At 57.3% G+C, this 25,269-nt stretch carries 27 protein-coding genes; 18 read left to right on the forward strand and 9 right to left on the reverse strand.

All coding sequences use genetic code 11. The features are described 5' to 3' along the window. Positions 1-102 precede the first annotated feature (102 nt). Positions 103-1,253 (forward strand): IS3 family transposase gene (locus I6L32_RS17370; protein ID WP_102948979.1). Its coding sequence is split into 2 segments (ribosomal slippage): positions 103-340 and positions 340-1,253, totalling 1,152 coding nucleotides; the frame shifts between segments, so codons are not numbered across the junction. Between the two features lie 279 nt (positions 1,254-1,532). Here the strand turns inward: I6L32_RS17370 and rne are convergent. Next, a complete protein-coding gene (gene rne, locus I6L32_RS17375) occupies positions 1,533-4,664 on the reverse strand; it encodes a ribonuclease E (protein ID WP_216944245.1) in 3,132 nt (1,043 codons plus the stop codon). Between the two features lie 414 nt (positions 4,665-5,078). On the opposite strand from rne, the gene rluC reads away from it, so the two are divergent. Next, on the forward strand, positions 5,079-6,023 hold the full coding sequence (rluC, locus tag I6L32_RS17380; protein WP_201889990.1) for a 23S rRNA pseudouridine(955/2504/2580) synthase RluC: 945 nt from the start codon (positions 5,079-5,081) through the stop codon (positions 6,021-6,023). A gap of 52 nt (positions 6,024-6,075) precedes the next feature. Here rluC and I6L32_RS17385 read toward each other — a convergent pair whose 3' ends face one another. Further along, on the reverse strand, positions 6,076-6,657 hold the full coding sequence (locus I6L32_RS17385; RefSeq protein WP_216944246.1) for a nucleoside triphosphate pyrophosphatase: 582 nt from the start codon (positions 6,655-6,657) through the stop codon (positions 6,076-6,078). A 303-nt stretch (positions 6,658-6,960) separates the two neighbouring features. Between I6L32_RS17385 and I6L32_RS17390 the strand changes: the two genes are divergently transcribed. From I6L32_RS17390 to I6L32_RS23175, 16 genes are all read left to right on the forward strand, one after another. Then, positions 6,961-7,470 (forward strand): hypothetical protein, encoded by a 510-nt coding sequence (locus I6L32_RS17390; protein WP_254203846.1) that lies wholly within the window; start codon positions 6,961-6,963, stop codon positions 7,468-7,470. Positions 7,471-7,666: 196 nt separating this feature from the next. After that, positions 7,667-8,188, forward strand: coding sequence for a 23S rRNA accumulation protein YceD (gene yceD / locus I6L32_RS17395; RefSeq protein ID WP_029314532.1), 522 nt, complete (start codon positions 7,667-7,669; stop codon positions 8,186-8,188). A 20-nt stretch (positions 8,189-8,208) separates the two neighbouring features. Beyond that, positions 8,209-8,376, forward strand: coding sequence for a 50S ribosomal protein L32 (gene rpmF, locus I6L32_RS17400; protein ID WP_005300935.1), 168 nt, complete (start codon positions 8,209-8,211; stop codon positions 8,374-8,376). Between the two features lie 9 nt (positions 8,377-8,385). Beyond that, positions 8,386-9,405 carry a phosphate acyltransferase PlsX gene (gene plsX / locus I6L32_RS17405; protein WP_216945207.1) on the forward strand — a complete coding sequence of 340 codons (1,020 nt, stop codon included), beginning with the start codon at positions 8,386-8,388 and terminating at the stop codon, positions 9,403-9,405. A gap of 6 nt (positions 9,406-9,411) precedes the next feature. Further along, positions 9,412-10,371 carry a beta-ketoacyl-ACP synthase III gene (locus I6L32_RS17410; RefSeq protein WP_010674740.1) on the forward strand — a complete coding sequence of 320 codons (960 nt, stop codon included), beginning with the start codon at positions 9,412-9,414 and terminating at the stop codon, positions 10,369-10,371. Positions 10,372-10,437: 66 nt separating this feature from the next. Further along, positions 10,438-11,373, forward strand: a complete 936-nt coding sequence (fabD, locus tag I6L32_RS17415) for an ACP S-malonyltransferase (protein WP_042863866.1) — start codon at positions 10,438-10,440, stop codon at positions 11,371-11,373. Positions 11,374-11,386: 13 nt separating this feature from the next. Beyond that, complete coding sequence (gene fabG, locus I6L32_RS17420) at positions 11,387-12,121, forward strand: 3-oxoacyl-ACP reductase FabG (protein ID WP_039041169.1); 735 nt, start codon at positions 11,387-11,389, stop codon at positions 12,119-12,121. A 157-nt stretch (positions 12,122-12,278) separates the two neighbouring features. Continuing rightward, complete coding sequence (gene acpP / locus I6L32_RS17425) at positions 12,279-12,515, forward strand: acyl carrier protein (RefSeq protein ID WP_005300909.1); 237 nt, start codon at positions 12,279-12,281, stop codon at positions 12,513-12,515. An 81-nt stretch (positions 12,516-12,596) separates the two neighbouring features. Then, positions 12,597-13,838, forward strand: coding sequence for a beta-ketoacyl-ACP synthase II (fabF, locus tag I6L32_RS17430; RefSeq protein ID WP_039041168.1), 1,242 nt, complete (start codon positions 12,597-12,599; stop codon positions 13,836-13,838). 66 nt (positions 13,839-13,904) lie between these two features. Continuing rightward, positions 13,905-14,711: an aminodeoxychorismate lyase gene (gene pabC / locus I6L32_RS17435; RefSeq protein WP_214004788.1), complete on the forward strand. Its 807-nt coding sequence runs from the start codon at positions 13,905-13,907 to the stop codon at positions 14,709-14,711. After that, complete coding sequence (mltG, locus tag I6L32_RS17440; RefSeq protein WP_042017642.1) at positions 14,701-15,702, forward strand: endolytic transglycosylase MltG; 1,002 nt, start codon at positions 14,701-14,703, stop codon at positions 15,700-15,702. Before pabC ends, mltG begins: the two co-directional genes overlap by 11 nt. Continuing rightward, positions 15,702-16,343 (forward strand): dTMP kinase, encoded by a 642-nt coding sequence (tmk, locus tag I6L32_RS17445; RefSeq protein ID WP_042017643.1) that lies wholly within the window; start codon positions 15,702-15,704, stop codon positions 16,341-16,343. The genes mltG and tmk overlap by 1 nt, the downstream gene beginning before the upstream one ends. Continuing rightward, a complete protein-coding gene (gene holB, locus I6L32_RS17450; RefSeq protein WP_042017644.1) occupies positions 16,328-17,275 on the forward strand; it encodes a DNA polymerase III subunit delta' in 948 nt (315 codons plus the stop codon). Before tmk ends, holB begins: the two co-directional genes overlap by 16 nt. 12 nt (positions 17,276-17,287) lie before the next feature. After that, positions 17,288-18,067: a TatD family hydrolase gene (locus I6L32_RS17455; RefSeq protein WP_042863871.1), complete on the forward strand. Its 780-nt coding sequence runs from the start codon at positions 17,288-17,290 to the stop codon at positions 18,065-18,067. A gap of 299 nt (positions 18,068-18,366) precedes the next feature. Beyond that, positions 18,367-19,395, forward strand: coding sequence for a site-specific integrase (locus I6L32_RS17460; RefSeq protein ID WP_254203847.1), 1,029 nt, complete (start codon positions 18,367-18,369; stop codon positions 19,393-19,395). 299 nt (positions 19,396-19,694) lie between these two features. Next, the gene (locus tag I6L32_RS23175; protein ID WP_235671640.1) at positions 19,695-19,829 is read left to right on the forward strand and encodes a hypothetical protein; all 135 of its coding nucleotides are present in this window, start codon (positions 19,695-19,697) and stop codon (positions 19,827-19,829) included. Between the two features lie 187 nt (positions 19,830-20,016). Here the strand turns inward: I6L32_RS23175 and I6L32_RS17470 are convergent, their stop codons facing one another. The 7 genes from I6L32_RS17470 to I6L32_RS17500 all read right to left on the reverse strand — a co-directional run bounded on the left by I6L32_RS17470 (position 20,017) and on the right by I6L32_RS17500 (position 25,228). Then, positions 20,017-20,535: a helix-turn-helix transcriptional regulator gene (locus I6L32_RS17470; protein ID WP_216944249.1), complete on the reverse strand. Its 519-nt coding sequence runs from the start codon at positions 20,533-20,535 to the stop codon at positions 20,017-20,019. Between the two features lie 681 nt (positions 20,536-21,216). After that, complete coding sequence (locus I6L32_RS17475) at positions 21,217-22,350, reverse strand: zonular occludens toxin family protein (protein ID WP_216944250.1); 1,134 nt, start codon at positions 22,348-22,350, stop codon at positions 21,217-21,219. Between the two features lie 43 nt (positions 22,351-22,393). After that, entirely contained in the window at positions 22,394-22,726 is a 333-nt protein-coding gene (locus I6L32_RS17480; protein ID WP_216944251.1) for a DUF2523 family protein, read from the reverse strand. A gap of 10 nt (positions 22,727-22,736) precedes the next feature. Further along, a complete protein-coding gene (locus I6L32_RS17485) occupies positions 22,737-24,320 on the reverse strand; it encodes a hypothetical protein (protein WP_216944252.1) in 1,584 nt (527 codons plus the stop codon). 106 nt (positions 24,321-24,426) lie between these two features. Beyond that, positions 24,427-24,660: a hypothetical protein gene (locus I6L32_RS17490; RefSeq protein ID WP_216944253.1), complete on the reverse strand. Its 234-nt coding sequence runs from the start codon at positions 24,658-24,660 to the stop codon at positions 24,427-24,429. A gap of 10 nt (positions 24,661-24,670) precedes the next feature. Continuing rightward, positions 24,671-24,916 carry a hypothetical protein gene (locus tag I6L32_RS17495; RefSeq protein ID WP_216944254.1) on the reverse strand — a complete coding sequence of 82 codons (246 nt, stop codon included), beginning with the start codon at positions 24,914-24,916 and terminating at the stop codon, positions 24,671-24,673. A gap of 3 nt (positions 24,917-24,919) precedes the next feature. Further along, positions 24,920-25,228 carry a hypothetical protein gene (locus I6L32_RS17500; RefSeq protein WP_216944255.1) on the reverse strand — a complete coding sequence of 103 codons (309 nt, stop codon included), beginning with the start codon at positions 25,226-25,228 and terminating at the stop codon, positions 24,920-24,922. Between the last annotated feature and the right edge of the window lie 41 nt (positions 25,229-25,269).

Raw genomic sequence — 25,269 nt, forward strand, 5'->3', positions numbered from 1 at the left:
ACCGACTGTGCTACCAAAGGGGAACGCTGCCAGACTGTTTGAATCGCCCCCAGTTCCCTAGACACCTCACAGCCTTAAAATGAGGCAACTATTGGAGGTGTTATGACCCGTCAGCGTTATCCAGAAACATTCAAAATCGAAGCCGTTAAACAAATCACCGAGCGCGGGCGGCCGGTGGCTGACGTTGCACGTGCCATCGGGGTATCCAGCCACAGCCTGTATGCATGGCTCAAGCAGTACGGTAAGCCTGCTGACCAGCAGATAGAAGAGTCTGCCTTGCAAGCCGAGATCCGCCGCCTGAAAACTGAACTGCGCCAGGTCACCGAGGAGCGCAATATTCTAAAGGAGGCCGCCGCGTACTTTGCCAGCGAGTCAAGGAAAGGTACGCGTTCATAACCTCCCGACTCGACCGGTACAGTGTCGTTACCCTGTGCCAGACCCTGGGGGTTCACCGAAGTGGCTTCTACGCGTGGTTGAAACAGCCCACATCGCCACGACAGCAGGAGGACGAACGACTGACTGGATTGGTCAAGCAATCCTGGCTGGAAAGTGGTGCTGTCTACGGTTATCGCAAGATCCATCGCGACTTTCGTGGCGCAGGGGAAGCCTGCGGCAAGCACCGTGTGGCCAAATTAATGAAGCGGGAGGGACTGCGTTCGCAAACGGGCTATCAACGCCGCAAGGGGCATTATGGAGGCAAGAGCACGCAAGCTGCCCCAAACACGCTGGCACGTCAGTTTAAGGTGCCAGCCCCCAACATCACCTGGGTGACTGACATTACCTACATTCGCACTCAAGAAGGGTGGCTGTACCTGGCGGTGGTGCTCGACCTGTTCTCTCGCCAGATCGTCGGCTGGGCGATGAAGTCACGCATGACGGCAGACTTGGCGGTTGATGCGTTATTGATGGCCGTCTGGCGGCGCAAACCCAAGCAGCCGGTACTGGTGCATTCGGATCAGGGCAGCCAGTTTACCGGTGGTGAATGGCAAGACTTTCTGAAGGCCCACAACCTGAGTTGCAGCATGAGCCGACGGGGTAACTGTCACGACAACGCGGTCGCCGAGAGCTTCTTTCAGTTGCTCAAACGGGAGCGGATCAAGCGCAGGATTTACGCGACAAGAGACGAAGCCCGCAGCGATGTGTTTGATTATATCGAGATGTTTTACAACCCAATCAGGCGTCATGGTTCCAATGATGGGCTGTCGCCGGTAGAGTTTGAAAGGCAGTTTATTTTTCAGCAACAAAGTGTCTAGAAAACCAGGGGCGCTTCAGTTTGCCAATGGCTCCATATGCTGTCAACGCACGGACCCTGTCGACAAAGCAGCGCATGTCGTGATGCTTTGACAGAGATGAATCCTCTGTCTGGTGTGTTATTCACGTCTTGCTTGGACTGAGTGTGTGTGGTCGCTGAACATCGGGAAAGGGGCGGATATCGAACGGGCAGGAGGGGAGAGCAAGGCGATGTCAGCCAAAAAAGAGACAAAAAAAGAGCCACACAATGTGTGGCTCTTTATTCAGACTAACGAGTCTGCTCAGGGGCGACCGGCCGGGCTGGTTGCCACGTTGCTGGCAGCGGTGCTGCCACCGTGGCGACCGGAGGTCACGACTTCGCTGCGTACCAGGGGAGCGTACTCCACGGGTTCACGGGGGGTCGGGGCAGGAGCCGCAGCCGGCGTTGCCATGGGGGCATAGGCCTTGCGGGCACGGGCCAATACACCGGCACCCTTGCTGACCTTCACTTCGGGGCTGGTTGCTGGCTCGGTTTGCACCACGGCAGCCGGCATCTCGACGACCTCCGCCTCGGCGGTGGCCGTCTCCTCATCAGCGATCACGACAGGTGCCGCTTCAGCAACCGGTGCAACCTCTTCTGGGATGGCCTCCACTTGCTGGGTCTGCTCGACAGCGTCGATCACGGCTACAGGTTCGTCATGAGAGGCGGTGTCGACGATAGGTTCGACCATCTCGGGTTCGACAACTGCCACTTCGGCGACGGGTTCAGCGTCTGCTTGCGCAGCCTGTTCAACTTCGTCAGTGGAGGGCGCGTCCACTGCCTGGGCTGCCAGTGCTTGCTCTGCCGCTTCCTCAGCAACGGCTTCAGCCACCACGTGTTCGGTCAGTGCGGCGGAGGCCTGCAGGGCGGCAGCAACCGCTTCTGCGCTCGGAATGGTGATGACAGGCACAACCGGTTCTTCCACCTTCACCTGAGCCGCATCGGCCTGGGCCGCGGTAGTCAGCTGCACTTCACCTTGTGCTTCGTCTTCACGCTGGCCACGAGCCTCTTCGTTGATGCGCTTGCGACGTTGCCCTTCGATGCGCTGATTGCGCGGGGTACGGCGGGAGCGACGCTGACCTTCGCCTTGCTCTTCTTGCTGCTCAGCGGCGGCTTGCACGTCGGCGACATCGGTGATTTGCTCGTCAGTCGGCAGGGCAGGGGTGTCGGTTGCGGCGACATCGACACGGATCTGCTTGCGCAGTTGGCGACGTTCACGGCGCTCAGCCACTTTTTGCTCTTTTTCCTGACGCGGTTCAGCGCTGGCGACCGCAGTATCAACGGTATCAACCGCCTCGACGATCACCTCGGCACGGGGTTCGCGGGGGACGCGAGGTTCACGAGCCGGACGCGGGGCACGAGGTTCGCGCTCCTGGCGGGGTTCGCGAGGCTCACGCTCCATGCGCTGTTCGGTGCGCACGTCACCACGGGGTTCCCGTTCCTGGCGCGGCTCACGCTCTTTGCGCGGGCGACGATTGCGGTTCTCTGCGCCATCGCGGTTTGCCGCACCTTCACGCTTGTCACCGCTCTCGGCGTTGCGATTGCTGCGGTTGTCGTCACGACGGCCACGTTGACCACGGCTGCGGGATTCATCGCGCTGGTGACGGTGCCCGTCATCTTTGCGAGCTTCGCGCTGGGCGGCCGGTTTGTCGGCAGGCGCCTTCACCTCGGCCGGAGCCGCATCGGAGGAGGCACCGAACAGGCCGGAGAAGGCCTTGGCCAGCTTGCCAAAGAAGCCGACTTGTTCTGCAACCGGAGCGGGAGTCGCAACAGGAGCCGGGGCGGCGGGCGCAACCGGCTGGGGAGCCGGGGCAAACCCTTGCAGCAGCGGCTGTTCGCGCTCGACTACCTGAGCCTGGCGCGGCTGGTAGACCGGCTTGGCAATCTCGGTTTTGAGCTCGTAGCTGGCCGCTTCCGGGATCTCGTTCTGACGGATGCGGGTCACTTCGTAGTGCGGGGTTTCCAGATGCTGGTTCGGAATGATGTAGACTCGCACATCATTGCGCTGTTCCAGATTGGCGATGGAGGTACGCTTCTCGTTGAGCAGATAGGCGGCCACATCGACCGGCACCTGGGCATGCACCTGCTCGGTGTTGTCCTTCATGGCCTCTTCTTCGATGAGACGCAGGATGGACAGGGCGAGGGATTCGTTGTCACGGATGACCCCCTGACCCTGGCAACGGGGGCAGATATGGCTGCTGGACTCGTTGAGGGAGGGACGCAGACGCTGGCGAGACATCTCCAGCAGACCGAAACGGGAGATACGGCCCAGCTGGATACGGGCACGGTCCTGATGCACCGCTTCACGCAGACGGTTTTCCACTTCGCGTTGATGGCGAACAGGGGTCATGTCGATGAAGTCGATGACAATCAGGCCACCCAGGTCACGCAGGCGCAGCTGGCGAGCGATCTCATCGGCCGCTTCCAGGTTGGTCTGCAGGGCGGTCTCTTCGATATCGCCGCCCTTGGTGGCGCGGGAGGAGTTGATATCGATGGAGGTCAGTGCTTCGGTCGGATCGATGACGATGCTGCCGCCGGAGGGCAGGCGCACTTCGCGCTGGAAGGCCGATTCGATCTGGCTCTCGATCTGGAAGTGGTTGAACAGGGCGACATCACCCTTGTACAGCTTCACGCGATTGAGGAAATCGGGACGGACCAGCTCGATATGCGACTTGGCGCGTTCGAAGATGACCGGGTTGTCGATCAGGATCTCGCCCACATCGCGACGCAGATAGTCACGGATGGCGCGCACGATGACGTTGCTCTCCTGGTGAATGAGCACCGGAGCGGAACGTTGTTGTGACGCCTTGTGGATGGAGTCCCAGTGATTGAGCAGAACGTTCAGATCCCACTCCAGTTCTTCCGGGGACTTGCCCACACCGGCGGTGCGCACGATGAGGCCCATGCCGTCCGGCACGGTCAGTCCGCTCAGAGCTTCCTTCAGCTCGGTCCGCTCGTCACCCTCGATGCGACGGGAGATGCCGCCGGCACGGGGGTTGTTCGGCATCAGCACCAGGTAGCTGCCAGCCAGACTGATGAAGGTGGTGAGGGCTGCACCCTTGGTACCACGCTCTTCCTTGTCGATCTGGACAATCACTTCCTGGCCTTCGCGGACCACTTCTTTGATGTTGGGACGACCCTGATAGGAGTAACCGGAGGGGAAGTAATTGCGGGCGATTTCCTTTAACGGCAGGAAACCGTGGCGTTCGGCGCCATAGTCAACAAAAGCAGCTTCGAGACTGGGTTCTACTCGGGTGATTTTGCCCTTGTAAATGTTCGCTTTTTTCTGCTCGTGTCCCGGACTTTCAATATCCAAATCGTAGAGCTGTTGTCCGTCAACCAGCGCTACGCGCAACTCCTCTTCCTGAGTCGCGTTGATTAGCATTCTTTTCATTGAGTTCTCATTATTTTGTCATTTTGATTCCTCCACTGGGTCCTGCCGGCGCCGGCCTCGGGTCTTCAGCATGCTGGGGCAACCTCCCGGTTGGGGTATGCATGAGGCGCAAACTAAGGGCACTCTGGTTCAGCCTTCTCGAGAGGGCGTGAATTAAGGATACCGATGTGGAGACAATTTACGTCGGTTCTGTTTGTGTTCTCCATGCGTTGTACCTCGCACCCGGGAACCGTCATGTTCTTGTATACACGGTGTTTCGGGATTGGGTGGCATACATTTTGGCCACTTAGTACAAGGCTTGAACACAATGACAAAACCTTGTTTATTATCCCATTTAAACCACTTTTATAGCAAGACGCCATTTTTTAACAAAGCATGGAGCCAAGGGCTGTCGGCGGTGTTAAAATCCGCGCCATGACACAGATACATCAACAAGTGCAGCTGCTCACCATCGAAGCTGAGCATGACGGGCAGCGCATCGACAATTTTCTCAAGACTCAGTTAAAGGGCGTCCCCAAGAGCCTGATTTATCGCATCCTTCGAAAAGGGGAGGTGCGGGTCAACAAGAAGCGCATCAAACCGGAATACAAGCTTTGTGCCGGTGACGAGGTGCGGGTGCCCCCCGTGCGTGTGGCCGAGAAGAATGAGTTGCCTTCTGCCAACCTCGGCAGCATCCAGCGTCTGGAGAGCCAGATCCTGTTTGAAGACGATGCCATGATAGTGCTCAACAAGCCGTCCGGCATGGCAGTGCACGGCGGCAGCGGCCTCAGCTTTGGCGTTATAGAAGGGCTGCGTGCCCTGCGCCCCGAAGCCCGTTTCCTCGAACTGGTGCACCGGCTGGATCGCGACACCTCCGGCGTGCTGCTGGTTGCCAAGAAGCGCAGTGCCCTGCGCAGCCTGCACGAGCAGCTGCGGGTCAAGACCATGCGCAAGCAGTATCTGGCGCTGGTGCGCGGCCAGTGGCAACCCCACGTCAAGGTGGTCAATGCGCCACTTCGCAAAAATGATCTGCAATCCGGCGAGCGGGTGGTGCGGGTCAGCAGCGATGGCAAACCCTCCGAGACCCGGTTCCGGATTGCCCGTCAATTTGCCGAAGCCACTCTGGTCGAGTGCAGCCCCATCACTGGCCGTACCCACCAGATCCGTGTCCACACCCAGCACGCCGGCCATCCCATCGCCTGCGATGACAAATATGGTGAGGCCGGGTTTGATGAAAAAATGCGGGGGCAGGGGCTAAAGCGTCTGTTCCTGCACGCCTGGAAGCTCACCTTTACTCATCCGGTAGATGAGCGGGAGATGCAGGTGGAAGCGCCATTGTCACCGGAGCTTGAGGCGTTCCTCGCCAAGCTGCCACGCTGACAGCCATGAAAAACGGGAGCCAAGGCTCCCGTTTTTCATGGCAGAGTTCTTGTTATGGGAGAGCCAGGCCGTGGCGACCCAGGAGATCAACCAAGCCTATCAGGGGAAGACCGACAAGGGCGTTGGGATCGCGCCCCTCCAGCGCCTTGAACAAGACGATGCCCATTCCCTCGCACTTAAAGCTGCCGGCACAATCCAGAGGACGTTCGGCCTCCACATAGCGACGGATGGCGGCTTCATCGAGCGAACGAAAATGCACGGTGAAAGGCTCGACGAGCTGCTCGGCATGGCCATTTGCAGCATTGATCACGCACAGCCCGGTGTAAAAGATGACGCGCTTGCCTTGGGCCTGCAGCAACTGCTCGACCGCCTTCTCCACCGTGCCTGGCTTGCCGAGGATCTGCCCGTCACAGACGCACACCTGATCTGAACCGATGATCAATCCTTGATCACGATCAGCAGCAACCGCACTCGCCTTGGCAAACGCCAATCTGCTGACCAGGGCTTCCGCGGTTTCCCCGTGTTGCGCCGTCTCATCGACTTGAGGCGCGGTACAGTGAAACGGCTGACCGAGTTTTTCCAGCAAGGTCTTGCGGTAGGACGAGGTGGACGCGAGGATCAAGGAAGGCTGCATGTTTTGATGATATCCATTTATAAATCAATTGGTTGATTCTATCTGTGCAGATGGGGCCACGCAAACAGGAGATGTCTACAGCGGGACTCGCCTAATTAGCGGGAAGCATGCATGCTGATGGAACCACAGCACAAACACAAGAGATCGGAATTGAGCGTGATGACACGATATGCGGCCTTGGTCATGGCACTGATCTCCTTCGCCAGCTGGGCAGGGACATGGCAACTTCGCCAAGGGGATGAGGGGGTGATGCTTTGGACCCAGCCACATTCTCCGACCTCTTTTCAGGCCTTACGTCTGGAGATGCGCGTGAATGCCGATCCTGGCGCGCTGATCACGGTGCTGCGCAACACGGCGCGCCATAAAGAGTGGTTGCCCCAGAGCCGTGAAGTTAGGGTGCTGGCCAGATCGGGTCCCGACGATGATCTGGTCTATACCCGCCTGGCGTCTCCCTGGCCGGTGCAAGACAGGGAGCTCATCACCCGCTCCCATCTGAGTCGACGCATCGATTGCGGCCTGATTCTCGAGGTGTTGGCAGAGCCGAATGCCCTGCCATTGCATGCAGGGCTGTTCCGGATCCAGGAAAGCGCCGGACGGTGGGAGGCGCTACCCCAACGGGATGGCAGCACACTCGTTCGGCTCGAAACCTATACCAACCCGGGCAACAACTTGCCGGGCTGGCTGGTCAATCCCATTGCCATCAAGGCTGCCGTGGGCAGTTTCAAAGCCATACGCCGACTGATGGAAGCCGAGCCCAGAGTGGCTGCGACACCAGGCCTGCTGGGGAGCGACCCGCGCTGTTCTGCCACCTGATGAGACACCAAGGAGCACATCCGGTGGACAGACAGGGGAGGGGAACAGGATCCTGTGCCAGATCCTGCACGATATGGCATAATCGGCCACCGATGAGCACAAGTTCCTCTTGCAGGGGCCTGTGAAGGTAAAATCATCGGCGGTAAGGACTTTTTCCTTTGACTATCCCTTGTTGGACCTATAATATTCGCGCCCTATGCAAAAGGTGAAGTTGCCCGTTAAGGTTGATCCAGTCCGTAATGCCTTGAAGCTACTCGATTATGTCGGGATAGTGGAAAAGTCGCAGATGCCCAGGCTGGAGGAATCAACCGAAGGCTTGCGAAGTGATGTGGATGTCACACTGCACTTTGGCAAAGATGTCCAGAAGTTGACCGTTATGAAAGGCACTGCCCATGCCAAGGTCGACCTGGTTTGCCAGCGTTGTGGTGAGACGTTTGAACACCTTTGTGAAGCTAGTTTTATTTACACTCCGCTGTTCGAAAGAACAAACGAGGAAGAACTGCCGGAAGCTTATGAGCCCATTGAGTTGGACGAAAACGGCGAGATAGATCTTCATCAAATCCTGGAGGATGAACTCATCCTCTCGTTGCCTCAAGTAGCCATGCATCCGGTGGATGTGTGTCCCAGAGGAAACATGGAGATGACCTGGGGTGAAATCGAACCTGCTGATGAGCGGCCGAATCCCTTTGCAGTTCTTGAAGCGCTCAAACGTAAGTGAATTTTAGGAGTTAGCCTACCATGGCCGTACAACAGAACCGTAAAACCCGCGCCAAGCGTGGCATGCGTCGTTCCCACGATGCGCTGACCACCGCTGCCCTGACTGTTGATCAGACCAGTGGCGAAATTCATCGTCGTCACCACGTGACTGCCGATGGTTTCTACCGCGGTAAAAAGGTAATCGCTTAAGGATTGCCTTTGTCTACGCAAACTGTCGCGCTAGACATAATGGGGGGAGATATCGGCCCCTCGGAAACAGTGCCTGCCGCCGTGCAGGCACTGTCTCTTCTACCCCAGCTAAAACTTGTTCTGGTCGGTGATCAATACCAGACCGCCCCTCTTCTGCAGCAACATGGCTTGCTCAACCACCCTCGCGTTCGTCTCGTGCATGCCTCCCAGGTCGTGGGCATGGGCGAAAAGCCTATCGTGGCGCTGCGTACCCTGAAAGACTCCTCCATGCGCGTGACCCTGGATCTGGTCAAGAGCGGCGCTGCCGATGCCTGTGTCAGTGCAGGCAACACCGGTGCCTTGATGGCCATGGCCAAGTGCGTGCTCAAATCCTTGCCCGGTGTTGACCGGCCAGCCCTCATCAAGGCGCTGCCCACATTGAGTGGAAAGCGGACCGTGATGCTGGATCTGGGTGCGAACGTGAGCTGCGATGCCGACACCCTGCTGCAATTTGCCGTGATGGGCGCCGTAGTCGCAGAGAAGGTGGAGGGGATACCTTCACCCAGAGTGGCACTGCTCAACGTAGGGGAGGAGGAGATCAAGGGCAACGACCTGGTGCGCCACAGCGCCGAGTTGCTGCGCCAATGCTCCGCCCTGAATTTTGTCGGTTTCATTGAGGGGGACAGGATCTTCAGCGGCGAGTGCGACGTGATCGTCTGCGACGGTTTCGTGGGCAACGTGGCGCTCAAGACCGCAGAGGGGGTGGTGCGGATGATGGCCGAACTGGCCGGATATCCGCGCAAAAAACGCAGTTTTCTTGGTCGACTCGCCGGATTTATGTTCAAACGGCGTTTCTCTTACCTGAACCCCGACCAGTATAATGGCGCGAGTCTGTTAGGATTGCGCGGCATTGTGGTAAAAAGCCATGGGCGGGCCGAGCGCCGCGCTCTGTGTCATGCGATTCTGCTGGCCGCACAAGAAGCCAGACATCAACTTCCATTGCAAATTGCAGATCGCCTTGAATCTGTCTTTTTCGACAGGGATTTATAAAACTCTATGCATAGCAAAATTCTGGGTACTGGCAGTTATCTGCCGAGTTCGGTTCGTACCAACGCCGATCTTGAACAGATGGTTGAAACCAGTGACGAATGGATCGTGGAACGCACCGGGATCCGTGAACGCCGTATCGCCGGAGCCGACGAAACCGTCGCGACCCTTTCTCATCAGGCGGCCTTGCGTGCGCTTGATGCGGCAGGTCTGACTGCCGCCGATCTGGACATGATAGTGCTGGCCACCACCAGCGCAGAGAATGCCTTCCCAGCTGCTGCCTGTGAACTGCAGGGGCTGCTTGACGTACCGGGTATCCCGGCGTTTGACGTAGCCGCCGCCTGTGCCGGCTTTACATATGCTCTCGCCATCGCCGATCAGTTCGTCAAATCCGGCGCTGCTCGCCACGTGCTGGTTGTCGGTGCGGACGTGCTGTCACGTATGTGCGATCCCGAGGATCGCGGCACCATCATCCTGTTCGGGGATGGGGCAGGGGCCGTGGTCATCGGTGCCAGCGACACTCCTGGCATCCTCTCCACCCATCTGCATGCCGATGGCCGTTATGGCGAGCTGCTCAAACTGCCGCAGCCCCGTCGCGGCATGCCGGGTGCCGAGCTCGAAGCCTACATGTACATGAAGGGCAACGATGTCTTCAAGGTGGCGGTGACACGCCTTAGCGAGATCGTGACCGAAACCCTGGCTGCGGCCAACGTCGAGCCGAGCGAGCTGGACTGGCTGGTGCCCCATCAAGCCAACTTCCGCATCATCAATGCCACCGCCAAGAAACTCGGCATGGGGCTCGACAAGGTGATCCTGACCCTGGATCGTCATGGCAATACCTCCGCGGCCTCCGTGCCCATCGCCTTCGATGAAGGGGTGCGCGATGGTCGCATCAAACCCGGCCAGCTGGTCCTGCTGGAAGCCTTCGGCGGCGGTTTTGCCTGGGGCTCTGCGCTGGTTCGCCTCTGATACCGAGCGGTGCCCGGTCCTCGGGCGCCCGCTTACCGAATTCGTCTTACCTTAAAGGAATCAATGATGACCCGATTTGCCATTGCCTTCCCGGGACAAGGCTCCCAGAGCGTCGGCATGCTGGCCGAGCTGGCCGAGCAACACGCCGTGATTAAAGAGACCTTCGCCGAGGCGAGCCAGGTGCTGGGTTATGACCTGTTTGCCCTGGTGATGGCAGGCCCGGCCGAGGATCTCAACAAGACCTGGCGTACCCAGCCAGCGCTGTTGACCGCCTCCGTCGCGCTGTGGCGCCTGTGGCAACAACAAGGCGGGGCAACCCCTGCCGTGATGGCCGGCCACAGCCTGGGGGAATACTCCGCCCTGGTGTGCAGCGGCGCGCTGGCGTTTGCCGATGCCGTCAAACTGGTCGAGCTGCGTGGTTTGGCCATGCAGGAAGCCGTACCGGAAGGCACTGGCGCCATGGCTGCCATCATCGGTCTGGACAACGAAAGCATCGCTGCCAACTGTGAGAAAGCGGCCCAGGGGCAGGTGGTCTCTCCGGTCAACTTCAACTCTCCGGGCCAGGTGGTCATCGCCGGCCACAAAGAGGCGGTCGAGCGTGCCAACGTGCTGATGAAAGAGTCAGGCGCCAAACGTGCCCTGCCGCTGCCGGTCTCCGTGCCCTCCCACTGCGCCCTGATGAAACCGGCCGCAGAAAAGCTGGCCGCCGCCCTGGATGGGATCGAGATCAAGGTTCCTGCCATCGCCGTCATCAATAATGTCGACGTCTCTTGTGAGCAGGATCCGGCCGCCATCAAGCAAGCCCTGGTGCGTCAGCTGTTCAGCCCGGTTCGCTGGACTGAAACGGTAGAGCGCATGGCAAACGACGGTGTTACCCTCGAAATCGAGATGGGCCCGGGCAAGGTATTGACCGGCCTGGCCAAGCGTATCGATGCGCGAGTGGAAGGTATTCACGCCAACGACGTCGCCTCGTTCGAGCAGGCGCTGGCCCAGATCAAGTAAACAGGAGCAAGTCATGAGTTTTACCGATAAGGTTGTGTTGGTCACTGGCGCCAGCCGTGGCATTGGTCGTGCGATTGCGGAGACGTTTGCTGCTCGTGGCGCCAAAGTCGTGGGTACCGCGACCAGCGAGAGCGGTGCCGAAGCGATCAGTGCTTACCTGGGTGAGCAAGGCTGCGGCATGGCACTGAACGTGACCAGTCAGGAATCCATCGAAACCGTCTTCGCAGCCATCAAGGCGCGTTTTGGCGACATCGACATCCTGATCAACAACGCCGGCATCACCCGCGACAACCTGCTGATGCGGATGAAGGATGACGAGTGGAACGAGATCATCGACACCAATCTCACCTCCCTGTACCGTCTGAGCAAGCCGGTATTGCGTGCCATGATGAAGAAGCGTAACGGTCGCATCATCAGCATCGGTTCCGTGGTCGGCACCATGGGCAACGCCGGTCAGGTCAACTATGCTGCTGCCAAGGCTGGTCTGGTTGGCTTTACCAAGTCGCTGGCCCGTGAAGTGGCATCCCGTGGCATCACGGTGAATGCGGTTGCTCCCGGTTTCATCGAGACCGACATGACCAAGGCGCTCAATGAAGAGCAGCGCGCCGGCATCATGAATCAGGTTCCTGCCGCCCGTTTGGGCGATCCGAAAGAAATTGCTGCCGCTGTGGTATTCTTGGCATCGGATGATGCCGCCTATATTACCGGCGAAACCCTGCATGTTAATGGCGGGATGTACATGGTGTAATCAATTTGTCGTGAGTTCTGTTCAAATTTGCGATAATACGCCGAAGTTTGGCGAATTTCGTGGTTTGACCAGCGGCAAGTCACTTGCAAACTCACGTCAATTGAATACACTACCCCAACCAGACGCAATAGCGTATTTTTAAAGGAAAATTCAGGTCATGAGCAACATCGAAGAACGCGTAAAGAAAATCATCATCGAACAACTGGGTGTTAAAGAAGAAGACGTGAAGAACGCTGCCTCCTTCGTCGACGACCTGGGCGCTGACTCTTTGGATACCGTTGAACTGGTAATGGCGCTGGAAGAAGAATTCGATACCGAAATTCCTGATGAAGAAGCCGAGAAGATCACCACTGTTCAAGCGGCTATCGACTACATCACCGCTAATCAGGAATAAGTTCCTGTTCTGAAAGAAGCGGCCCAAGGGCCGCTTCTTTTATGTTTACCCCTTTCAAAACACCTCTCGGAGACTACCTCAGTGTCAAAACGCAGAGTCGTGGTGACCGGCTTGGGGATGCTTTCCCCGGTAGGCAACACTGCCGAATCCAGCTGGCAAGCCCTGCTCAACGGGCAGAGCGGCATTTCCCTCATCGACCACTTTGATGCAAGCGAGTTCGCAACCCGTTTCGCAGGCCTGGTCAAGGATTTCGACCCCGAAGAGTTCGGCATCAACCGCAAAGAAGCCCGCAAGATGGATCTCTTCATCCAGTATGGCGTGGCGGCGGGTGTTCAGGCCCTGGAAGATTCCGGCCTGATCATCAACGAAGAGAACGCGGAGCGGGTAGGCGTTGCCATCGGCTCTGGTATCGGTGGTCTGGGTCTGATTGAGCAGAACCACAGCAGCCTCATCAATGGCGGCCCCCGCAAGCTGAGCCCTTTCTTCGTTCCGTCCACCATCATCAATATGGTGTCCGGTCATCTTTCCATCATGAAAGGCATGCAGGGCCCGAACATCGCCGTGACTACCGCCTGTACCACGGGTACCCATGCCATCGGCATGGCTGGCCGGATGATCGCCTATGGCGATGCGGACGTGATGGTCGCCGGTGGTGCCGAGAAAGCCTCCACCCCCATGGGCATGGGTGGCTTTGCCGCTGCCAAGGCGCTCTCCACCCGCAATGACGAACCGCAGAAGGCGAGCCGCCCCTGGGACAAGGATCGCGACGGTTTCGTGCTGGGCGACGGTGCCGGCGTACTGGTGCTGGAAGAGTATGAACATGCCAAGGCCCGTGGCGCCAAGATCTATGCCGAGCTGGTCGGCTTTGGCATGAGCGGGGATGCCTATCATATGACGGCCCCTCCCTCGGACGGCGATGGTGGCGCACGCGCCATGAAGAACGCCATCAAGGATGCTGGCATCGCACCCGAGCAGATCGGTTACATCAATGCCCACGGTACCTCCACCCCCCTTGGGGATGTGGCAGAACTGCGCGGCATGAAGAAGGTGTTTGGTGAACATGCCAGCGCCCTGATGGTCAGCTCCACCAAGTCCATGACAGGCCACCTGTTGGGTGCGGCTGGCGCCATCGAGGCGATCATCACCGTGCTCTCTCTGCGTGACCAGATGGTGCCTCCCACCATCAACCTGGACAACCCGGATGATGAGTGCGACCTGGATCTGGTGCCGCACGTTGCCAAGGCCGGCAGCTTCGAATATGCCCTCTCCAATTCCTTCGGTTTTGGCGGCACCAATGGCTCCCTGATCTTCAAACGCGTATAATTCGCTCTGGGCGAATGATAAGGCCCGATACGGCAGTATCGGGCCTTTTTTATCGGAGGGATCCCCTTGCTGATTAATGGAATACCCACAGAAACACTGTCAGCCAGGGATCGTGGACTGGCATACGGTGATGGTCATTTCACCACCATGCTGGTGAGGGAAGGGAAGGTACTCTGGTGGCAGGACCATCTGGCCCGGCTGCAACATGCCAACGCCCGGCTTGGTTTTGGCGAGCACTCCTGGGACCTGCTTGCCGACGAGGCGGCGCAGTTGGCTTCTGGACAGGCACAGGCTGTCGTCAAGATAATGCTGACCCGGGGCGCAGGTGGGCGGGGATATGACGGCGCAGGCTGTGACACGCCCACTCGCATCGTCTCTTTGGCACCTTATCCTGAGCATTATCATGATTGGCAGCAAACCGGCATCAATGCCCTGGTATGCCAGCAGCAGCTTGGGGACAGTCCCATGCTCGCTGGTCTCAAGACGCTGGGGCGCCTCGAACAAGTGATGCTGAAGCGCGAACTTGCTGCGCGCGGCGGGGTCGAAGGTATAGTCTTGAACAGCCGGGGATTTCTGGTAGAAGGGGTCAGCGCCAATCTGTTTTGGCGTCGCGGCAGGACGGTGTTCACACCGGATCTCACCCGCGCCGGGATCGATGGCATCATGCGCAAGCGCGTGATGACGATGCTTAAACAGATGGGCATTGAACTGCGTGTCGTAGAGGCTCCATTGGAGTCACTCTGGCAGGCGGAAGAGGTCTGGCTGACCAATACCCTGATGGGCATAGTCCCGGTCACCCGCATCGGGGATATGCACTATCCCAGCCCGGTATTGATCCGCCGTTTACAGGAGCGCTTGGTCATTGAAGTTTAATCGGCTTTACACCCTGCTCGCGGGGGCGGCACTCTCTGTCGCCGTTGCCGGAGGGTACGTGTATCACAAGTGGCAACAGGTGGAGACGCTCACCAACAAGGGGCCAACCCGCCTCTTTACCGTCGAAAAAGGCGCCCATGCGGCGCGCCTGATTGCCGAACTGGGGGAGGGGGAAACCAGCCCCTGGGCGGTGCGCCTCTGGTTGCGCGGTCATCCCGAACTGGTGGCCATCAAGTCCGGCACCTATGAAATCAAGGAAGGGGCGCCGCTCAAGGAGACTCTCTCTCTCTTTGCTTCCGGCAAGGAGTTTCACTTCAGCCTGACCTTTGTCGAGGGATCCCGTTTTGAGGATTGGCTGAAGCAACTTTCCAGCGCCCCCTATCTGGAGCGCCTGACTCTGGAGCAGAGCGAAACCGAGCTGGCTCAGGAACTCGGCATCGAAAATGGCAAGCTGGAGGGGTGGTTCCTGCCGGAAACCTACGCCTATACCACTCATGCCAGCGATCTTTCCATCCTGCGCCGCGCCTATCAGGACATGAAAACGTTCCTGGAGGCTTCCTGGGAGAAGCGTCAGGCCAATCTGCCCTACAAGACACCCTATGAGGCGCTCATCATGGCCTCCATCATCGAAAAAGAGACGGGCCAACCGGATGAACGAGCCCAGATTGCCTCTGTGTTCGTCAATCGTCTACGCCTTGGCATGAAGTTGCAGACCGACCCTACCGTCATCTACGGGGTGAAGGACAGGTACGATGGCAACATTCGCCGCAGCGATCTGACCGACGTGAACCCCTACAACACCTATGTGATCGACGGTCTGCCTCCGACGCCCATCGCCATGCCGGGCAAGGCCTCCATCGAGGCGGCGCTCAACCCCAAATCGACCGACTATCTCTACTTCGTTGCCAAGGGGGGCGGTGCCCACTACTTCTCCAAGACCCTCGATGAACACAATCGGGCGGTGCGTGAATACATATTGAAGAAACCCTAATGTCTAAATTTATCGTGATTGAAGGATTGGAAGGGGCAGGGAAGAGCTCTGCGGTGCGCTATGTCACCGACTATCTGCAAGCCCACGGAGTGGCGCGGATCGAGTGCACCCGGGAGCCGGGCGGCACGCCGCTGGCGGAACGCATGCGGGCCATCGTCAAGGAAGTACACGACGAGCGCCTGACCGTCGAGGCCGAGCTGCTGTTGATGTACGCCTCCCGGGTACAACTGGTGGAGACCCGGATCAAGCCGGCCCTGGCAGACGGCATCTGGGTAGTGGGCGATCGCCACGATCTTTCCTCTCAGGCCTATCAGGGGGGGGGCCGCGGCATCGATGCGAACCTCATCGGCGCCATCAAACGGGCGGTCCTCGGGGATTTCAAGCCGGATCTGACGCTCTATCTCGACATTGATCCTGCCATCGGCCTGCAGCGGGCCCGCCATCGCGGCGAGCTGGACAGGATTGAGCTGGAGCAGATCGGCTTCTTTGAACGTACCCGCCAGCGTTACCTCGAGTTGGCGGCCGCCGATGATTCCATCCAGGTCATCGATGCCGGGTTGCCCCCGGCGCAAGTCAAAGCCGCCATCGAGGCAGCCCTTGAGCATTATCTGGCAAGCGAGGGGCTATGTATCCCTGGCTGATCCCGGATTGGCATGCCTTGAGCGAGACGGCCCGGGCCGGACGGCTCGGCCACGCCTGGTTGCTGCTCGGGGATCCCGGGCTTGGCAAGGAGCAGCTTGCAGAACGACTGGCGCGACTGCACCTGTGTCAGCATCCACAACGAGGTGAGCCCTGCGGTCAGTGCCACTCCTGCCAACTGTTTGAGAAGGGGCATCACCCGGATCTTGGCACCCTGGGGCCCGAGGGCAAGACCATCGGTGTCGAAGCCATCCGGGAGATTTGCAGCCGCCTCCAGAGCACGTCCCAGCTCGGTCGCGGCAAGGTGGTGATCATTCAGGAGGCGGAGCGCATGACAGAGTCTGCCGCCAATGCTTTGCTGAAGACACTGGAAGAGCCGGCTGGCGACAGTCTGTTGCTGCTTATCGCATCCCGGGTATCTCGCCTGCTCCCCACCATCTTGAGCCGTTGTCACAAACATGTCTGCCAGCTCCCCTCTGAGGGGGAGACCCTTGCCTGGCTCGCCGAGCAGGGCCATCAGGCCACCCAGGCCCAGGTGCGGATCTGCCAGGGTGCGCCGCTGCGGGTGCTGAGCTACATCGAAGCACAGCAAGATGATGCCAGACGGGCATTGCTCGACGGATTTGTCTCGCTGGCATCGGCCCCCACCCGTGCGGCGAATGTCTGCGCCCAGTTGGCCGAGGATAATCAGGTCCGGCTGCACTGGTTGCAGCTCTTCCTGTGCGATGCCCTCAAGCTTCAGGCTGGCTGCGGTCATCATCAACTGGCGATGCCGGATCTTGCATCACTCAGCCAGCAACTGGCTGAGAGACACTCCAGCGAACGGCTCCTGGAAGCTGAACAGCAGCTGGTTGTGCTGAAAGAGGCTTGTCAGCCAGGGCAGCTTTCCAATCCCACCATCCATTTGATGAACTGGCTCAATCGCTGGTTATAAACAAGGTTGTCTATGTTACTCGTTGATTCCCATTGCCATCTCGATCGCTTGAGTTATGGCTCCAAGCAGACCGACATGGCCGATGTACTGGCCAAGGCGGCGCAGCAGAGCGTGGGATATTTTCTCTGCGTGAGTGTGACCCAGGCCCAGTTCCCGACCATGATGGAGGCAATCGCTCCCTATCCCCAGGTGTTTGCCTCCTGCGGTGTTCACCCGCTCAATCAGGATCCCGGGGTGGATGCTGCCTTGCTGCTGACTCAGGCGGCCGATGAGAGAGTGGTGGCCATCGGCGAAACCGGGCTCGACTACTTCTATTCACCGGAAAACAAGGATGTACAGCAAGCCTCTTTCCGCGAACATATCCGGGTAGCCCGGGCACTGAACAAACCGCTCATCATCCACACCCGGGATGCCCAGGAAGACACGCTGCGGATCATGCGAGAGGAGGGGGCCGAACAGGTGGGCGGAGTGCTGCACTGCTTCACCGAGTCCCTCGAAATGGCCGAGGCCGCGATGGCCATGGGGTTCTATATTTCCATCTCGGGGATAGCCACCTTCAAGAACGCCTCAGCCCTACAGGCCGTGGTCAAGGCGTTGCCCCTGGAGCGACTGCTGGTTGAAACCGACTCTCCCTATCTGGCACCGGTTCCGCACCGGGGGAGGGAGAACGAGCCGGCCTTTGTTCGCGACGTTGCCCAATTTATCGCGGATCTTCGCCAGATTCCGCTCGCTGAATTGGCGGAGGCCACCAGCCACAATTTCTTCGAATTGTTCAAGTTGGCAAAGCGATAACAGACAACGCCCCGCATAGCGGGGCGTTTTACTATGACAATCAGCACTATCATTACCCATCCAAAAACAATCATGCCAGGTTGTTATCTCTCGCTTTGTATAGTGGATGCTGACGAGATCAAATCGCCAGCACCTGATAAAACAGAGCAGGGATGACAGAATGCTTGAGGAATAAATGAGGGGCTGAAATGGGTTAAAAGCACTCTTCATAAGTATCGATAATATTCATTATCGATACTTGATAGATCTGAATGATCCTGTAAGATCCACCGAAACTCCGCTTTAAATCATAGAGTTAAGTGAACTACCCACGCCTTCAAAACCCAGTTCAGCAATCCTTGCAAAGCGTCTTCGATCCTCAGCTGAACAGCCGGGCAAGACGCTTCCTGCGCAGCGCCAAAGCCGACTCCACCCTCAATGCCTATCAGGCAGATACCCGTATCTTTGTCTCCTGGTGCCAGCTCCACGGGCTGGATCCCTTGCAGACGACACACCACGACATCATGAATTTTCTGGCGGATCAGGCCGACGGCATCCTGGCCAACTGGGTCTGGCTGGGCAAAGAAGAAGGGAAGGGGGAGCTTCGCAACGGGGAACCTCGCAAACCGGCCACCCTGGTAAGACGGCTTGCCGGCATTCGCTATGCCTTCAAGCAGAAGGGGATCCACCCCATGCCGACCGAGCATGCGGAGATAAAGGAGATGATGCGGGGCATAGTACGGCTCGGTGATAACCGCAAACGCAAAACGGGGGCGCTGACCCTGAAACCATTGGCCTGCGTGCTGGACGAGATAGATACCAGCAACCTGGCGGGACTTCGGGATTACACCCTGTTGCTGCTGATGTTCAGTGGCGCCTTGCGCCGATCGGAAGCGGCCAGGATCGAGGTGGATGACGTGCAGTTTGTGGGGCAGGGGATACGCCTTCGTCTCAAACCAAGCAAACATCAGCTCCATGAATCGGAGATAGCACTCATTCCGGGCACCCGGTATTGCCCAGTGTCTGCACTGCAACAATGGCTGAAAAGAAGCCGGATTGCTGAGGGCCCCCTGTTTCGCCGGATGAATCGCTGGGGACAGCTGATGGCAGACCCCCTGGGGCCGCAAGGTATCAACCTGATGATCAAGCGGCGAACCGGTCAGGCCATCGACGATCTCCACGTCAGTGGCCACAGTTTGCGGCGGGGGTTCATCACCTCGGCGGTGACGGCGGGCAAACCGATGAACAAGATCATCGAGGTGACCCGACACAAGGACATGCGCACCTTGCAGGAATATTTCGACGATGCCCACAAGTTCTCCGATCACGCCCTGGATGGGTTGTTATAGAAAACCGCGCCCCTGCACAGATTACGTTAAATGTGGACTCAAACTAAGCGCCGCTGGAATATGCCAGTTATGACGGTTTGAATGACATGGAACGTAATCTGACTAAAAATTTCATTTTTCGATGGTTTGAGTGCGGTTTAAACAAGGAAGAAACGGCGAAACTTTGTTTTGTATCTGTGACAGAGGTCACATTATGGGATGAGGGGAAGAAGATACCCGACGTATGCAAAAGGGTAATGAGAATGGCCACAGGCAGGGAACTACCGTCTATTTTCGAGCGATACTGGGAGGGGTGGCGTATGTCAGGCTATCACCTAATCACCCCCGCAGGCTCACAAATGACACGGCAACGGCTGGAGTTGATCGATATTATGGGCGCAGAGCACTATAAGCGGTGGCAGTCGCCAAGGAAGAAATACCGGTTTTACAGGTAACAACCTGGAGCGCTAAGGCGTTTGTCTACCTCTGAACGCTGACAACCTCAAAAGCCGGTTTAGCAGGAGGAGGGGGGCCCCGCCTCTGGTCTAGATGGGCGTGTTCCGCCGCCTACCGCATAGTGTCTCAATAACCAGCAGTGGGCGGCTTGTAGGGGCTGGCGCCCCTGAAGGCAACACCATGTTGCTAAGCATGGTGTTTCAGCCAAAAGGCGTCTTGTTCATTCAGCACGTAGTCGCGCAACATGCTGTAATGACACCACTCCATCGGAATTTGACCACCTGAATGATGTTGTTCCAAATGCAGTATGACCCGCAGCCAAAAATCATAGTTGGCAACTGAGTCTGCGAGGGAAACATCAATCTTCGCCAGTTCAAACAGATTTTCACGCAACTTCTCAAAACCTTGCTTGCGCGAGAGTTCGGGAGCATGCACAGCCCAGGCTCGTTCGAGCGGGGTTTGCGGCACCGGCTCCCGATGCTGCTGAACCGTTTCCCTGTTCGTGACCTTCTCGATCTTGTTGTAGTGCCACGCCAGATAGCGGACTGCCAGCGCAGTGCGGCGCTCAACGGCCATCTGCCCATTCTCCATACGAACAACGGTGTTCCTGGCCACGGCCAGTTCATCGGCCAGTTTCTGCTGTGACCAGCCCAGCACGCGGCGGAAATCCCTCAGCTCTTCGGCTGTCAGGTTCAAGTCATCCATGCTTTCCTCCTTATCGGTGCAACATCATGTTGCATACCATCAGTGTAGAACACCCCCACCAACATGCAACATCATGTTGCATTTTCTTTCAGGGATTTGTGCTGGCTACAAGCCGGGAACAAAGCTACCCAAGACGCCTGGTGTTGTTGTTCAGCAGAAGACGCGCCCGCAAGCATCGCCCAACCGGCGGGTGGGGAAGCAGGTTTCGCAGAGGCCCGCAGTTACCCACCGCGCGGCGTGACTTCTCCACAGGCGAGCCCCCCTAGCCCCCGTAGTCAGCCCTTAGCGCAGCAGGTTTCCTCCTCTTTTGGTGTGTTTTTCAGGGAGGAGAGACACACCCCCTTTCGTTGTACCAGGGGGGATCAATCCCCGCGCAGGCGCGGGGGCGGCCTTCGGCCGCGGGGGTTGATTGCCTGTTACGCCTCGGGTGCTGTGTTGGAAAAAACACGCCCCCTTCGGTGGCGGGGGCTTCAACTACAGGGACTTCTTGCTTCGCAAGATCGGGGGACTGCCTGATGGATAAGTCACGCCGCACCGTGGATAACTGCCAGTGCAAGGCCTCTACTCAACCGGCAACCCCACCCGCCGATTGGGCTCAGGGGAGGGCGCCTGCTGCACACCTACACCGGCGAGCGGAGACGCCAAGGGACGCTTTGGACGCAACGCACGAGACAGGAATCACTAAAGAGCCTTCTCCACGACGCCGGATGCGGAGGCGGTGATGCTATCCCGCTTGGTATCCGGCACGGTGTTGCGCTCTCGGATGAGCATGGTGACCTTGCCCTTGGTGATCACCAAGCCGTAGGTCTTCATGGCAACCGTCCAGCCAAGCTGGGTCAGGTCAGACGAACGCCACATGCCGACAGAGTTGTCCTTGTCATCCCACACCTCGATCCAGGCATCGAGCAGAATGCCATTGACGACCGTCTGCGAGGTGAGCACCGGCTTGAAACCGTCTATCGACTGGATGAAGAGGTCATCCACCTTGGGCGGTGGCGGAGGAGAAGGCGATGCCGGTTGCGCAGGGGGAGGGGACGCTGATGCAACATGAGGTTGCTCTTGCTCCTTCATGGTCTGCTCAACCCCTGTCTTCTCGGTGAAGTTGAAGAGCAAATCCAGGCAGAACCACAAGCCGCCGATGAAGAGCAGCAACGATATGGGCATCCCGAACTTGAACTTGGCAGACTTGAATATATTGGTACGGTCATCTTTATATGACCCCATTTCATTGTCTTCAGTGGTGGTGCTGGCGTAGCTGCCGAAGTATTTGGGGTCATAGACTTTGAAGCCTCCGGTCAGCTTCTCGAACTCGATGCGGGTACGCTGGCCACTGCCACGCAGGGAGCCTTTGTAAGACGTCCAGGAATAACGTTTGTCCTGACCCACAGCATCCAGCTTCATAAAGACAAACTTCTTGTCTATGCGATTTCGCCACATGCTGTGTACGTCATTGAGGTTCTGCCCCATCAGGACCACATCAAGGCCACGGTGGCGGTGTTCGGTGACAAATTGGATGATCGGGTCAGGCAATCGAGTCCGTCCAGTAGGCCAGAAGTTCTGGGCCTCGTCGATGATAACGAGGCTCTTGTCACGCACATGCTCATGAATATTGAACACCTGTTCCCTGGTGATTTGCTTCAAGCGCTCCTGACACTCTTCGAGGGTGATTTCACACAGCTCGGCTATCTTCTCAAAATTCAGGCCCTCGATGTACGCATCGACCGTCCGACCATCTTTAAGCCTCGGGATAATATGGGACACAAGTGCCTCATAGCTTTTGCCACTGCCCGGCAATCCCTCATGAAATATCAGCATGTTAGGCCCCTATTTAACATATTAATACCGTCACGCAATTCCATTACCATTGGAACAACGTGGCAACCTTGCGAACCATTCGGAAGGCGAAACCGAGTGATATAAACATCATCGCCTCGGATATACCCGACATATTCAGGAGGTAGATAACATCGCTCGGAATGATATTGAACAGGTCTTGCAGCGAATATTGAAGAATGTCTGGCATCGGGATGTGGGCAATAACAAACCGGATGCCTTCCAATATCTTCTCAACAGTGGTGAGAAGAATATCCTCAAACCACTTGAACACAGCTTGAAACAGACCCACAACCCAGAGGATGACACTTTCAATCATATCCCTGAGCCAATCCCTGAATGATCTGAGCAATTCCATATCCGACTCCTTAATCCAAGAAGGCGATTCTAAAGCCCGCAGCCAAGCCGAGCAGTTTCACGCAGAGCGCAATAATCACAAACAACTGCCTGAACTCCTCACTACAGAACACGTCGAACAGAAGCGTATTACCGCCCACGCCGCCTATCTCTGGCAAACTGAGACTGAACGTGGGGCATGAACCACCGCTCATATTGATCTGGAAGAACTGGCCCATACTGGTGAACAAAGGCAGTTCGTTCATGGCTGCAACGTGATGTTGCATGACGGTGCCGTAATTACGTGTTGACCAGTCATTCGGGTGAGGATTGACGTCATTGGGGTCAACGCTGATTTGGGTATCACCTGGAGGGAGGGTAGGGTCTGGCTCCTCCTCACCTTCCTCACCATTCCCCGCCTCGATAGCATCCTTGATGGCGTCCAGCTTGGTACCCAACTGGGCGTTACCGTCCTTGATGGCATTGGCCGTCTGAGCCTGGCCAAGACTGGCGCCAGCGCTTCCTTGTGAGGCTGACAATTGGGCCTCTTTGATAGATGCCTGAATATCTTTGCCGGTGTTCTGAATGACCTTACCCAAGGCGGCGTTCTGCTCGGCCTTGCTCTTCTCTGACTTGTTATGAGTCTCTGCAAGCTTATCGACGACCTGATTGAGATCAGCCGTTCCTTGTGCACCCGCAACCTGTGAAGATGTAGCATTGCTTGCTGCATTCTGGAGTTGGTTCTGAGCGGCATTGGTTGCATCTGAAGAGGTAGGAGGCTGAATTTCTCCCGCCTGGTCAACCGTGTCCGTTTGTCCGTTTGTCTGAACTGGACAGTTCTGACCTGTGAACTTGATATCACCGGTGTAGATGTTCGGGGTCTGGCCAGAACTGACAGACACACCAGATGGTTGAATAGAGCACTGCCCATAACACTGGATTTGAACAGAACCAAAGTTTGATTGGAAATAAGAGACGTTTTGGAGAGTATTACCTGCTATGCCTTCGCAGATAGGGCGGCAAAACTCCTTCCCAGTAATTATGTTTGTTTCCTTAACAGAGCCAATAAGACATTGAATAGGCTTCTTCTCACAGACCGTCCCATGGTTATTAACTATTGGCCCCATAGTAAAGTCTGGATTACCATCAGGAGGGCAAACATATCCGGAATTTTTATACTGCACAAATGTAAGGGCAACATAATTAGTGCATTGAGCTGGATACTTAGCCTTAACCTGCCATGTTTCTTGGTTTCCCGTAGACATGTAAAAAATATAAATTACCTCTGCCGCAGGCTTGCAATTATATTTTTGAGCAAGAGCACTGACAGCAGCTTGAGGGCAAGCAAGCTGATTTGACTGACCTGAAAGACTCACTGAATAGGATGGGATATCACAGCTATATAACATGGTTGTTTTGGCAGGAACCCACTCAGCCGCATGAACATAATTGCCGACAACAAGGGTGAGCACACCGAGAAATACGGCTCCCAGTGCAATATAAATAAACCACTTAATCAATCTGAACGGATTGAGGAAATATATGACCATCCTGAGGGCATTCTTGATTAACCAGCGCACACTAATGGCGCGAATTACTTCCTGATATGTACGCATACGCCAGCACCAACCCTGTGATAAACATTATGGGAGCCCAAACCATGGCGTCCTCTCCAATAAAAAAGGGACGGCGTGAGCCGCCCCTTTGGGGTGCAACATGGTGTTACCGTCCGCTGACGACAGACACCGCCTTACGCCAGCCCCAGATCACCGCGCCCAGTCCGGCCTTACCCAGACCCGCCGCACCCACGAACACGGTGATGGCGGCGATGGTGGCCAGGAAGGCGGTCTGAACGCCGGCCAGGTCGATACTGCCTTCACCAGCGGCATTGGCAGCACCAGCAGACAGCAGCATGGCGGCGATGATGGTCAGCTTCTTCATGTTGAAGTTGTTCATGTGACTTTCCTTATCTCATCAGGATGATTGAGCGGACACGAGCCCACGCCCACGAGGAGTAGTAGACCGTTATCACGCCCGTAAAAGCGGCACCCAGAAGGGCCGCCAAAGTGCCATAGCCCACGGTTGCAGGGTCGAGCCACGCGACCATGGAAGCTATGTCTTGTTGCTCGACCAGATACGCGCCTTGGCACTGGTCGAGTGCCACATCAACGGCTTGCAGGAAGCCTTCGGCGGTAACCTGGACGCAGCGCATGGGTTAGGCCTTCTTCGCGTTGTTGGGCAGGGCGAACAGGCGGAAGCCGTTGAACTGCTTGTGCTGGCCCTGAGCACCGGCGTAGGCGCTGTCGACGTATTCGAGCTGGAGGGTGATACGGCTACCGACCAACGCCTTGAGTTCGACGTGCATGTTGCCCTTGACCTGTTCCTCGCTCAGGCCGACCTCAATCACCGAGGTGGGCTTGGTGGTCATGAACTTGAACGAACCGACCTGCACATCGGTGCCGTTTCGGTTACGGGTACTCAGCACGATGTCGTCGGCATCCATGATGTTTCCAACAATTTCCATTTTCGCTTCTCCGGTTATTGGGTTTTGGTAAAGACAGGACA

It is taken from the genome of Aeromonas sp. FDAARGOS 1402, assembly GCF_019046925.1.
Classification (GTDB): domain Bacteria; phylum Pseudomonadota; class Gammaproteobacteria; order Enterobacterales; family Aeromonadaceae; genus Aeromonas; species Aeromonas caviae.

Bases quoted from the DNA above. Each gene is read 5' to 3' on its own strand.
- rne (WP_216944245.1), bottom strand. From the start codon at position 4,664: ATGAAAAGAATGCTAATCAACGCGACTCAGGAAGAGGAGTTGCGCGTA.
- rluC (WP_201889990.1), top strand. From the start codon at position 5,079: ATGACACAGATACATCAACAAGTGCAGCTGCTCACCATCGAAGCTGAG.
- I6L32_RS17385 (WP_216944246.1), bottom strand. From the start codon at position 6,657: ATGCAGCCTTCCTTGATCCTCGCGTCCACCTCGTCCTACCGCAAGACC.
- I6L32_RS17390 (WP_254203846.1), top strand. From the start codon at position 6,961: ATGCGCGTGAATGCCGATCCTGGCGCGCTGATCACGGTGCTGCGCAAC.
- yceD (WP_029314532.1), top strand. From the start codon at position 7,667: ATGCAAAAGGTGAAGTTGCCCGTTAAGGTTGATCCAGTCCGTAATGCC.
- rpmF (WP_005300935.1), top strand. From the start codon at position 8,209: ATGGCCGTACAACAGAACCGTAAAACCCGCGCCAAGCGTGGCATGCGT.
- I6L32_RS17410 (WP_010674740.1), top strand. From the start codon at position 9,412: ATGCATAGCAAAATTCTGGGTACTGGCAGTTATCTGCCGAGTTCGGTT.
- fabD (WP_042863866.1), top strand. From the start codon at position 10,438: ATGACCCGATTTGCCATTGCCTTCCCGGGACAAGGCTCCCAGAGCGTC.
- fabG (WP_039041169.1), top strand. From the start codon at position 11,387: ATGAGTTTTACCGATAAGGTTGTGTTGGTCACTGGCGCCAGCCGTGGC.
- acpP (WP_005300909.1), top strand. From the start codon at position 12,279: ATGAGCAACATCGAAGAACGCGTAAAGAAAATCATCATCGAACAACTG.
- tmk (WP_042017643.1), top strand. From the start codon at position 15,702: ATGTCTAAATTTATCGTGATTGAAGGATTGGAAGGGGCAGGGAAGAGC.
- holB (WP_042017644.1), top strand. From the start codon at position 16,328: ATGTATCCCTGGCTGATCCCGGATTGGCATGCCTTGAGCGAGACGGCC.
- I6L32_RS17455 (WP_042863871.1), top strand. From the start codon at position 17,288: ATGTTACTCGTTGATTCCCATTGCCATCTCGATCGCTTGAGTTATGGC.
- I6L32_RS23175 (WP_235671640.1), top strand. From the start codon at position 19,695: ATGTCAGGCTATCACCTAATCACCCCCGCAGGCTCACAAATGACACGG.
- I6L32_RS17470 (WP_216944249.1), bottom strand. From the start codon at position 20,535: ATGGATGACTTGAACCTGACAGCCGAAGAGCTGAGGGATTTCCGCCGC.
- I6L32_RS17475 (WP_216944250.1), bottom strand. From the start codon at position 22,350: ATGCTGATATTTCATGAGGGATTGCCGGGCAGTGGCAAAAGCTATGAG.
- I6L32_RS17480 (WP_216944251.1), bottom strand. From the start codon at position 22,726: ATGGAATTGCTCAGATCATTCAGGGATTGGCTCAGGGATATGATTGAA.
- I6L32_RS17485 (WP_216944252.1), bottom strand. From the start codon at position 24,320: ATGCGTACATATCAGGAAGTAATTCGCGCCATTAGTGTGCGCTGGTTA.
- I6L32_RS17490 (WP_216944253.1), bottom strand. From the start codon at position 24,660: ATGAACAACTTCAACATGAAGAAGCTGACCATCATCGCCGCCATGCTG.
- I6L32_RS17495 (WP_216944254.1), bottom strand. From the start codon at position 24,916: ATGCGCTGCGTCCAGGTTACCGCCGAAGGCTTCCTGCAAGCCGTTGAT.
- I6L32_RS17500 (WP_216944255.1), bottom strand. From the start codon at position 25,228: ATGGAAATTGTTGGAAACATCATGGATGCCGACGACATCGTGCTGAGT.